The organism is Salinivibrio socompensis S35 (assembly GCF_000513715.1).
GTDB classification, from domain to species: Bacteria; Pseudomonadota; Gammaproteobacteria; order Enterobacterales; family Vibrionaceae; genus Salinivibrio; species Salinivibrio socompensis.
Genome location: NZ_AQOD01000011.1, coordinates 1 through 10,289 on the forward strand (window position 1 = coordinate 1; position 10,289 = coordinate 10,289).

A 10,289-nucleotide genomic window follows, 5' to 3' on the forward strand; every position below is an offset into this window, starting at 1 on the left:
CTATACCATGTCAATTAAAAGAATAAAAATCTATTTAATTGAGTAATGTGTAACTTTAGTAAGTGGTTTTTCGTTTTCAATCCAGTCTTTATCACTACTGTTGTTATATGCCTGTTAAGTTGCATTGCTTTATTCTATGTGCGATTTGCTTTAAAACAGTGGGGATGGGAATAGCTTATATCTTTATGATATGAAATGTGTTTTATGCCTTGCTGTTGAGTAAGCGCTGGCAGCCATATGAATGAATATTCGAGATGATTGAGCCGTTATGGTGTTTTCTTCTGTGATGTTGATTTTTTGTAAAATTTTTGCCAGATTAGAACCGCATCTCTCCAAGGCGAGATAATCCCCTTGTTTTGGTTAGGACGTTGATCGTCACCTTCGACGATATCAAGGATGAAAAATGTCACTGTTAGAAGTCAATAACCTCCGAATAGAGTATCCGTCTCGCCATGGCGTTCACGCGGCTGTGACCTCACTATCACTGACCATTGAACGTGGGGAGATTGTGGGTGTGGTCGGCGAGTCCGGCGCAGGAAAATCAACAGTCGGAAATGCTGTGATTGATTTACTTAGCCCCCCAGGGCGGATCGCCAGCGGCGATGTTTTCCTGGATGGTCAAAAAATATCGGGCCTGACACCGAATCAAATGCGCAAAGTGCGTGGTAATAAAATTGGGTTTATTTTTCAAGATCCGATGACCTCTCTGAATCCGTTATTTACCGTCGAACAACAGCTGACAGAGACGGTAATGACCAATCTCAATGTGACGCAACAGCAAGCCTATCAGCGTGCACTAAACCTGATGGAGCAGGTCGGGATCCCAGAGCCCGAGTTGCGTATTAAGCAGTATCCGCATCAATTTTCTGGTGGGATGCGTCAGCGCGTGGTGATTGCAGTCGCGTTGGCGGGTGAACCCGATCTCATTATCGCCGATGAGCCAACGACAGCGCTGGATGTGTCGATACAAGACCAAATTCTCAATTTGATTCGCGATCTGTGCCAGAAGAAAAACGTTGGCTGTATGTTAGTGACCCACGACATGGGTGTGGTGGCGAATGTGACCGACCGTGTCGCGGTTATGTATCGTGGTGATTTGGTTGAATTAGGCACCACACAGCAGGTGTTGGGCAATCCGCAACATCCTTACACGCAAAGCTTAATTTCCGCTGTGCCACGTTCTGACATCAAGCTTGACCGCTTTCCTTTGGTGAATTACATCGAAGAAGCAGGCGAAACCTTAGAGCTGGATGTGAAAAACCACTGGTTGGGACAAAGCCAAGACCAGCGCGCGTACACCGGGCCTTTATTGCAAGTGAAAGATGTCTCGTTTGCGATTTGTCACCAAGGATTCGTTTTTTGCCAGCCGCCGTGAATATGTTCAAGCCTCGGACCATGTCAGTTTTGACATTGCTGAAGGAGAAACCTTCGGTCTGGTGGGCGAATCAGGTTCAGGGAAATCAACCATTGCTCGGGCGATTACCGGGCTGTATCCGCCCAATACGGGACAGATTATTTTTGAAGATATCGATCTGACGGCGATAAAAAGTGAGCGGGCCCGTCGTCCGATTCGCCGCCAAATGCAGATGGTATTTCAAAACCCGTATTCATCCATGAACCCGCGGATGAAGATTTATGACATTATCGCCGAGCCGATTCGCTTTCACCGCTTGGCAGAGAGTGAATCGCAAATTCGTCAAATTGTCGGAGACTTGCTCGATCACGTGGGGCTTGGACGTGGTGCGGGGATTAAATACCCGCATGAGTTTCTGGTGGCCAACGTCAGCGTATCTCGATTGCCCGCGCACTCGCGACACGACCTCGATTGCTGATTTGCGATGAGCCGACGTCAGCGTTGGATGTGTCAGTACAGGCACAGATCTTGAACCTGCTTAAAGATCTTCAAGACGAGCTCAATCTGACCATGTTGTTTATCAGCCACGATTTACCCGTAATTCGACAAATGTGCGATCGCATTGGGGTGATGCGTAAAGGTCAGCTACTGGAAGTTGCTCCAACCGAGCAACTTTTCACTGACCCACAACATGAATATAGCCGTCATCTTATCTCATTGATGCCTGAATTTAAGGGAATGAGCACGGAAGGTTTGCAACCGGCATAGCCTGCTATGTCGACGCGGCCAAGCGCCGCACCTTATCCATGATGCAAACACAGCAGGATATACCCTGCGCATAAAGGAGTTATGCAATGAAAACAATGAAGAGCAAGATAGCCGTGGCACTTATGGCCGCTGGCTTGAGTTTTAGTGCTGCCGCTGCCGACATGACCGTGGCTTATGACGCGGACCCTGTTTCTCTGGATCCGCATGAGCAACTGTCTGGTGGTACGTTACAGCTATCACACATGGTTTTCGATCCCTTGGTGCGATTCACCCAAGAGATGGATTTCGAGCCTCGTCTCGCCACATCGTGGGAGCGTATCGACAATGAAACCGTGCGTTTCAACCTCCGCGAAGGGGTCACTTTCCACTCCGGTAACCCATTTAGTGCCGATGACGTTGTTTGGACGTTTGATCGTTTGAAATCTTCGCCGGATTTTAAAGGGATTTTCACCCCAATTGTCGACATAAAAAAAGTCGACGAGCACACGATTGATGTGGTCACGGACGGCACTTACCCACTGGTAGAAAACGTGATGACGTATGTCTTTCCGATGGATAGCAAATTCTATAGCGGTGAAACAGAAGACGGACGCGACAAATCTGAGCTGAAGAAAAATGGTTCAACGTATGCGTCAACACACTTGTCAGGCACAGGGCCATATGTGGTCGACGAGCGTGAACAAGGCGTGGTGGTCGAATTTGACCGTAATGAGAATTACTGGGACAAAGACAGCGTAGGCAATGTCGACAACATCACGTTGCGTCCGATCAAAGAAGACGCCACCCGTGTTGCGGCATTGCTATCGGGTGACGTTGATATGATCGCGCCTGTATCTCCCAACGATTATCGTCGTATCGATCGCTCTGATAACTTACAGCTGGTAACCATGCCAGGTACGCGGGTGATCACCTTCCAAATGAACCAAAGTGTGGTGGATGAGTTTAAAGACCACGTGTTCGCCAGGCGGTCGCTTACGCGGTCAACAACGAAGGGATCGCGCAAAAAATCATGAAAGGTGCTGCGACACCGGCAAGCCAGCAAAGCCCCGTCGGATACGCCGGCTACAATGCCGATCTCGAGCCTCGCTATGATTTGGCGAAAGCGAAACAGTTGATGGAAGAAGCCGGTTACCCTGATGGTTTCTCTGTCACCATGATTGCGCCCAATAACCGCTACGTAAACGATGAAAAAATCGCCCAAGCGGTATCCGCGATGATGGCGAAAATTGGTATCAAAGTGGATTTGCAGACCATGCCAAAAGCGCAGTACTGGCCTGAGTTTGATAAGTGTGAAGCCGGTATGCAGATGATCGGTTGGCACCCGGACACCGAAGACTCAGCGAACTTTACTGAATTCCTCACCATGACCCGCGATGCGGACTCTGGTAAGGGCCAGTACAACTGTGGGCATTACTCGAACAGTGAAGTCGACAAGCTGGTTATTGCCGCGAACTCAGAAACGGATCTGGAAAAACGCAGTGCGATGCTGCAAAAGGTCGAGAAAATCCTTTACGACGAAGCGGCTTTCTTACCATTGCACTGGCAAGATCCATCTTGGGCAGCCAAAAATAACGTTAATATCAAACCGATCGTTAACGGTATGAACTTCCCTTACTTCGGCGATCTAGTGGTCGAGTAATGGCGTAAAACAGGCCCCAATCCTTGGGGCCTTGATTATCTAATCGCTTAGAGGCACACATGGTAACGTTTTTAGTCAAACGTCTGATACAAGCACTGATTGTGATGTTTGTCATCAGTCTGGTGGCGTTTGCTATCCAAGACAACCTTGGCGACCCCTTACGGGAGCTGGTGGGGCAATCAGTATCAGAAGCGGAGCGTGATGCGCTACGCGACGAAATGGGGCTCAATGATCCCTTTATCACCAAATACACGCGCTTTGTGGGGAAGGCGCTGCAGGGCGATTTAGGAACGTCTTACTTTTTTAAACGTCCCGTCGTAGACGTCATTATGGATAAGTTGGTCGCGACCTTGGAGCTGGTGGTCGGCGCGGCGCTGATCATTGTTGTGGTGTCGATTCCACTCGGCGTGTACTCCGCGATTCATCCCAAGAGTTTTCTTACTAAGGTCATCATGGGTTTTAGTATCGTGGGGATCTCGATCCCGGTCTTTCTGACTGCGATCATGCTGATGTATGTTTTTGCCATTGAACTTGGCTGGTTACCGTCCTATGGGCGAGGAGAAACGGCCAATTGGCTAGGCTGGGAGTCTGGTTTCTTCACCTTGGACGGGCTTGCCCACTTGGTGTTACCGGCCGTGTCATTGGCCTCTATCATGTTGCCTTTATTTATTCGCCTGGTGCGCTCTGAAATGCTGGAAGCCTTAGGCACTGAATATGTCAAATTCGCTCGAGCGAAAGGGTTACCTGAAAATAAGGTGTACTACCAGCATGCATTGAAAAATACCATGCTACCTGTCGTGACAGTGGGCGGGGTACAAATCGGGACCATGATTGCCTACACCATTTTGACTGAAACCGTGTTTCAGTGGCCGGGGATGGGGTTTCTTTTTCTTGAAGCGATCAACCGCGTCGATACACCTTTGATTACCGCCTATGTGATTTTCGTCGGCTTAATCTTTGTCGTCACCAATACATTTGTGGATTTACTGTATGGCTTGATTAACCCCACGGTTAATATTACAGGCAAGGAGGCGTAAGCGATGACACAAGCAAATACAATCCCAAATCGCTGGCAACGCTTTTTGGCCTCAGATTTCCTCTATCACTTTAAGCGTGACAAAGTGGCGATGGCCAGTTTTACCATTTTTATGGTTTTTCTTCTGCTGGCTGTGTTTGCCCCTTTGGTGGCACCAACCAATCCCTATGATCTGATGGCGATTGATATCATGGATTCTGAGTTACCGCCCGCCTGGATGGAGTGGAGCGATCCACGCTTTTTATTAGGGACCGATAACCAAGGTCGAGATATATTATCCACCATGATTTATGGCCTGCGTATCTCTTTGACCATTGGTCTGTGTGCGGTAGGACTGCAGTTGATCTTAGGAACAATCATTGGTCTGAGTGCTGGGTATTTTGGTGGCCGGATAGATAGCTTCTTTATGCGGATTGCGGATATTCAACTGTCCTTCTCTACCATGATGGTGGCGATCATTGTGTCTGCGATTTTTAAAGCCAGCTTTGGTAGCGAGTTTTATAGTCAGTATGCGATTTTGATGCTAGTGGTGATTATCGGGATTGCAGAATGGCCGCAATATGCGCGTACGATTCGTGCGTCTGTGCTGGCAGAGAAGAAAAAAGAATACGTCGAAGCCGCGCGTGTGATGGGGTTTCGCTCTCCGCGCATTATGTTCCGGCACATTCTCCCTAACTGTCTGTCTCCAATCTTGGTGATTTCAACCGTCCAAGTCGCGAACGCGATTATGTCGGAAGCGGCATTATCGTTTTTAGGCTTGGGGATGCCGGTTGATCAGCCGTCTCTAGGCTCATTAATCAGTATTGGCTTTAATTACATTTTCTCCGGTTCATGGTGGATAACGGCCTTTCCTGGTATTGCCTTGGTGCTGTTGGTGCTGGTGATCAATCTGCTTGGCGATTGGCTCAGGGATGTATTCAACCCCAAAATCTATAAAGGGTGAAGAAAATGGCTGCATAGGCAGCCATTTTTGTTTGCAGCTAACAGCTTGAGAATCACTTGCTTGAGTCGTCGTACGACTTTGCTTAAGCTGAAGCACATCAAGTGACGAAGGGAGCACATCATGGGGCGGTGGCGAGGTTTGATTATCACTCTGATAGCAACATGGGGAATGATCTCCTCGGTGAATGCCGCGCAAACACCTTGCGCGATCATCGATCATCAGCAAGATTGGCCGATCATTGGCGAGAAATGCGATATCGGAAATGGGCTGTGGGGTGGTCAGTCACCCGACCCGCAAAGTTCGGCATTTTGGGTCCAGTGTGGTGCCACAAAAGGGGTGCCGTCACGTCAGTTTTATCAAACGTTGCGCCAAGCTTGCCGAATTTACCCTTTCAAGTTCAAGTGCGTGAAGGGCGCGGCCGTTGTTTAATCGGCCCTTATCAGAATCTCGATGTGGCTAAGTTGGTGCTGCAACGTGTACGCATGTTTGGTCCGACACAGCAAGCAGTATTGCGTCAAACCCGTCAGCCACTGTCTCAGCCAGCGGTCATACGTTTACCGCCCTTGGCGGAGACAAAAGCGTCCAATCTGTCAGGCCCAAGCATGAAAGCGGCACAAGCCAAAAAGGCCGTCAATCTGAGTCATTTTGGTTTACCTGAGCCTGAACAGGGCGATAAGCAGTACACAGAGAAGGCCATGAGTTGGGTGCGGCTGCCTTATGCGAAAGCAGAGCCACGTTGTCAGCAAGAAGGAATGGTACTGGCGTCTAAGCAGGACTTAGCGCAGGTTGCCAAGGCGACCGACCAATTACCGGTGCGTTTACCTTACTGGGTGAAAGGCGCACAAGGCATTGATGCCAATACGGGCTCGGTTGTGACGCGTAATAAAGCGGCGGCGCTCAATGTATTGTGTAAAAAAGGATAGCGAGTCGCAGGGCAGCTGCCTTGATGGAACGATTGACGACAGAAAGCGATAAGTATAGGTGTCGTATCGACCTAAACGCCCCATTTCTCTATGGGGCGTTTTGCTTTCCGTTTGTTACGCGTATTATGCCGCAGGCGGACGCTCGGGCAGCGCCATTTTTAAGGCGGTGCGTGAGATATCGCTGGCCGCTTTGCCTTGATTAAGTTTATCCAACACGTCGGCCAGATAGGCATAGTCACTGACATCGGTACGGTATTCGAGTGCTTGTTCAAAGTGGCTGCGTGCTTCTTGCCATTTGCCTGCTTGCATTAGCAGCTGTCCGAGTGCGCTGTGAATAACCGGATTGCGACTATCACGGGTGAGCAACTCTTCCAACATGACCACGGCCGGATAACTGTCGGGCAAGTTGAGCGTAGGGATCAGTGAAACCAAGCGATCATCGAGCCGCTTTTTCAATGTTTCGCGTAACAGAATATAGGCTTCAGAGTCAGCGTTTCGCGCCGATAAGTGATGGACTAATCCAGCGAGAAGAGCAGGCTGATTTCGCTTCGCTTTTGGCAGTTGGTTCCAATGCGCAAGCAGTCCTTCTGTTCCTTGCTGGCTGGCAACATGCGACATGACGCCAAGCTCGGCACGTTGATACAACTCGTCGAGTGGTTCACTGTCGAGCAATTGTGCTTTTTTTAGCGTCGGGAGAAGGTTGAGTAACGCCGACCAATCTTCCAACTGGATGTAGGTCTCTTTTAACAGTGACAGCATTACGGGGTTGCGTGGATGCTGGCGTTTTATTGCTCGCAGTGAAGCTAACGCTTCTTCATATTGTCCGCTCTGGCTGTGTAACTGGGCACGAGTGAGGGCGAGCGCTAAACTGTTGGCATTAAGATCGGCGGCGTGTTGCAGGTACTGATCCCGCGCATGTAAATCTCGGCGTTGTTGCGCGGCTTCTGCCGCTGCGAGCAAGTTATGCATGGGGGCGTCACTGTGTGAACGGGCTTTAGCTAGTAGCTTTTCGGCTTTTTTCCATTCGCCTTCGCGTAACTTCATTAAGCCGGTTTGGGTTTGCTGACGCGCCTTGCGTTGTTTTCGACCGGATAGCCAACTACTGGCGGTACTGCTCATCGAGAACAGCTTTCGGAGTATCCATTCCAGCACCCATAGCACTGCGATCAGCGCGACAATAACAACCAGTAAGGTCGTCACACTCATTTCGATGGTTTGCTGGGCGGCCGAAATGAGCACATAGCCTTGATGGCCCGCTAATTGTGGGCCAACCACCAAGCCTGCCGCTAAGACGAGGACCAATAATAGCAATCGTATCATGATTGACCTCCTGTCAGCGGCGCGATATCTCGGCGCAAGCGGGTGTCGATTTCATCACTGACGAGCGATTGACTCTTTAGCTTATTTGGAAGGTCAACCCCAATGGTTTGTTTATTTAACGCGTCCAGCTGCTCGACAAAGCGGGTGGTGGCGTTGGCGTCTTGATTATAAAAACGTAACGCCCAGTCTTTTGCCATGCCAATGGCTTCGTGATAAAGCGTATCATTTCCTTGGTAAACGGCGCGCATTGCCTGGTCAAGCTTGTTTTTCAGGTTCTCTTGCAGATAATAACTCTGGGTGGGTGACAGAAGCGGGACCACATTGCCGTCGCGTTTTCGGTAGGTAATGAAATTATCAACAAAACCTTTTAATGAGGTGGTCAGGTTAGTCTGCCAATCGTTAACTGATTCGCTCACCACAGGCGCTTGTGTGTCTTCGACATCAGGGATCACCGCACTGGCTAATGGCAGGTTTTCTACCTGCTGCTGCATGCTCGTTAAGCGTAAGACAATGCCATCTTTATCGACACGTTTAACGGCTTTTAACGCGGTAATGTCATTAGCCATCGCTTGGCGAATTGGCATCAATGAAGGATCATTAAGCTGAGCAATTCGATGATCCGCCGCTTCCATCAATGCTGTCGCGCTTTGCGCATCATGCTCGAGCCCAATTTTACGTCCTGCCATACGGATGAGATAATCCGCTTCCGCCAGTAGCCAGTCGTTAGGGCGGCGGCCTTTTACTTCGGCAACCGCTTTTTGCAAGCTCTTCAGGCTACTGTCTTGTTGATTCAGACGCGTACTGGTAGCGTCCTCAAGTTGTTCTCTGGCTGCTTTAGCGGCTTGCTGTTGTTGAGTCAGCGCTTGGTCGAGGCTAGCAATTTGGGCTTGTTGTGCCGATACAGTGTTTTGTAAAACAGTCGCTTGCTGATGCCCATGATAGAACACCCATCCACTCGATCCGATTGCAATCGCGATGGCAATGGCACCGAGAACAATACCGCTACGTCCCCCTGATGATGAGGTTTTTTTTGCTGCTCTGTCTGATGATGGCGCATCCGTCGCGTGTGTCTTGGGTGACGATGGTGTCGTCGCCTTGCTTGATTTGGTGTCGGTATTTTTATTGTCAGTCATCCGAAAGTCCCGTTTTACTTAACCTGAGCAGCGTGTTAACCAGTGCTGAGTTGGCCACGCTGTCAACGGTCGTAATCGTGTCAAAATCGAGCGCAGTGGCTTGATCTTGAATCCTTTTACTGGGCACCAGTATACGGCATTGGCGCAGCCAGTGCTGTCCGCTTAGTGTGATAAGTTGATCAAAGTAGGCTAATTGTTGGCCACTGGTAATCACCACTGTGTCGGTAGTGTCTTTCGTCCAGCTTACTACTTGCGATACTAAAGGCTCAACCGCCCATTGTCGCCGATAAGTCTCGCAATAGTGAACTTGTGCGCCTTGATCGCGAAGTGTTTTTGCCATCATCTCGCGTCCGCTCTCCCCGCGTAGGATCACCACTTGCGTCCCTGTCACGGCAGTAAAAGGGGCTAGCGCTAACATACCTTCGCTGTCTTCACGGGCGGGATATTGTACCGCTTGGCCGCAGACCGTTTGCCAGTCACTTGCCGTGCGTTGGCCCACCGCGACATATTGACAATCTGTTGGCCAGGCCTGCTGGGCGTTTTGCAGGGCATGATCCGCGAATGCAACCGCGCGCGGACTCACGGCGACTAGCACGCTGCCTGATGGGAGAGCGGTTAAGGTGCGGGGTAACGTCGTGAGATCTCGCCCAGGAAGAAAGCTCACCAACGGGCACGGCGTTGCTGCCAAGCCGTGCGCGTGGAGCTGCTTAACCAGCTGGTGGCAATCAGGTTCAGGACGAACAACAACAACGGTCATGCGTCGTCTTGATAAAGCTTATCTAAGATTTGACGAGCGCCTTGGGCGAGTAACTGTTCGGCCAAATCGGTGCCGAGCGCTTCTCCTTTCTCCAAAGGACCGGTGATTTCGGCGCGTAAGATTGTCGAGCCATCGGGTTCGCCCACCAGCGCGCGTAACCAAATCTTATCGCCTTGGATTTCCGAGTAACTGCCGATTGGTACCTGACACCCACCTTCAAGACGATTATTCATCGCCCGCTCACAAAGGACACGTTGTGTGGTACTGGCATCAGAAAGCGGTGCCAATAAAGTCCGAATACGCTCATCATCCAGTCGGCACTCAATACCGACCGCCCCKTGGCCGACAGCGGGTAGGATCACTTCCGGCGGAATTTCATTACGAATGCGTTCATGTAAGCCTAACCGTTTTAGACC

The 10,289-nt window shown here is 50.1% G+C and carries 7 protein-coding genes and 3 pseudogenes; 6 read left to right on the forward strand and 4 right to left on the reverse strand.

From position 1 onward, the window contains the following. Nucleotides 1-403 precede the first annotated feature (403 nt). The 6 genes and pseudogenes from DZ54_RS18055 (at nucleotide 404) to DZ54_RS0101585 (ending at nucleotide 6,663) form a co-directional block, all read left to right on the forward strand. Nucleotides 404-2,122, forward strand: a pseudogene (locus tag DZ54_RS18055) (ABC transporter ATP-binding protein). A gap of 86 nt (nucleotides 2,123-2,208) precedes the next feature. Continuing rightward, nucleotides 2,209-3,761, forward strand: a pseudogene (locus DZ54_RS18060) (ABC transporter substrate-binding protein). A gap of 59 nt (nucleotides 3,762-3,820) precedes the next feature. After that, a complete protein-coding gene (locus DZ54_RS0101570) occupies nucleotides 3,821-4,798 on the forward strand; it encodes an ABC transporter permease (RefSeq protein ID WP_025672876.1) in 978 nt (325 codons plus the stop codon). Nucleotides 4,799-4,801: 3 nt separating this feature from the next. Beyond that, nucleotides 4,802-5,740 carry an ABC transporter permease gene (locus DZ54_RS0101575; protein ID WP_025672877.1) on the forward strand — a complete coding sequence of 313 codons (939 nt, stop codon included), beginning with the start codon at nucleotides 4,802-4,804 and terminating at the stop codon, nucleotides 5,738-5,740. Between the two features lie 120 nt (nucleotides 5,741-5,860). Beyond that, complete coding sequence (locus DZ54_RS0101580) at nucleotides 5,861-6,169, forward strand: hypothetical protein (RefSeq protein ID WP_025672878.1); 309 nt, start codon at nucleotides 5,861-5,863, stop codon at nucleotides 6,167-6,169. 23 nt (nucleotides 6,170-6,192) lie between these two features. Continuing rightward, a complete protein-coding gene (locus tag DZ54_RS0101585) occupies nucleotides 6,193-6,663 on the forward strand; it encodes a hypothetical protein (protein WP_037353277.1) in 471 nt (156 codons plus the stop codon). A 123-nt stretch (nucleotides 6,664-6,786) separates the two neighbouring features. Here the strand turns inward: DZ54_RS0101585 and DZ54_RS0101590 are convergent, their stop codons facing one another. The 4 genes and pseudogenes from DZ54_RS0101590 to hemC form a co-directional block, all read right to left on the reverse strand. Then, nucleotides 6,787-7,983 carry a heme biosynthesis HemY N-terminal domain-containing protein gene (locus DZ54_RS0101590; protein ID WP_025672880.1) on the reverse strand — a complete coding sequence of 399 codons (1,197 nt, stop codon included), beginning with the start codon at nucleotides 7,981-7,983 and terminating at the stop codon, nucleotides 6,787-6,789. Then, the gene (locus tag DZ54_RS0101595; RefSeq protein WP_025672881.1) at nucleotides 7,980-9,116 is read right to left on the reverse strand and encodes a uroporphyrinogen-III C-methyltransferase; all 1,137 of its coding nucleotides are present in this window, start codon (nucleotides 9,114-9,116) and stop codon (nucleotides 7,980-7,982) included. Before DZ54_RS0101595 ends, DZ54_RS0101590 begins: the two co-directional genes overlap by 4 nt. Then, nucleotides 9,109-9,873 (reverse strand): uroporphyrinogen-III synthase, encoded by a 765-nt coding sequence (locus DZ54_RS18065; protein ID WP_037353280.1) that lies wholly within the window; start codon nucleotides 9,871-9,873, stop codon nucleotides 9,109-9,111. Before DZ54_RS18065 ends, DZ54_RS0101595 begins: the two co-directional genes overlap by 8 nt. Continuing rightward, a pseudogene (gene hemC, locus DZ54_RS0101605) lies at nucleotides 9,870-10,289 on the reverse strand (hydroxymethylbilane synthase); the annotation flags it as partial. The gene DZ54_RS18065 and the pseudogene hemC, both read right to left, overlap by 4 nt.

Bases quoted from the DNA above. Each gene is read 5' to 3' on its own strand.
- DZ54_RS0101570 (WP_025672876.1), top strand. From the start codon at position 3,821: ATGGTAACGTTTTTAGTCAAACGTCTGATACAAGCACTGATTGTGATG.
- DZ54_RS0101575 (WP_025672877.1), top strand. From the start codon at position 4,802: ATGACACAAGCAAATACAATCCCAAATCGCTGGCAACGCTTTTTGGCC.
- DZ54_RS0101580 (WP_025672878.1), top strand. From the start codon at position 5,861: ATGGGGCGGTGGCGAGGTTTGATTATCACTCTGATAGCAACATGGGGA.
- DZ54_RS0101590 (WP_025672880.1), bottom strand. From the start codon at position 7,983: ATGATACGATTGCTATTATTGGTCCTCGTCTTAGCGGCAGGCTTGGTG.
- DZ54_RS0101595 (WP_025672881.1), bottom strand. From the start codon at position 9,116: ATGACTGACAATAAAAATACCGACACCAAATCAAGCAAGGCGACGACA.
- DZ54_RS18065 (WP_037353280.1), bottom strand. From the start codon at position 9,873: ATGACCGTTGTTGTTGTTCGTCCTGAACCTGATTGCCACCAGCTGGTT.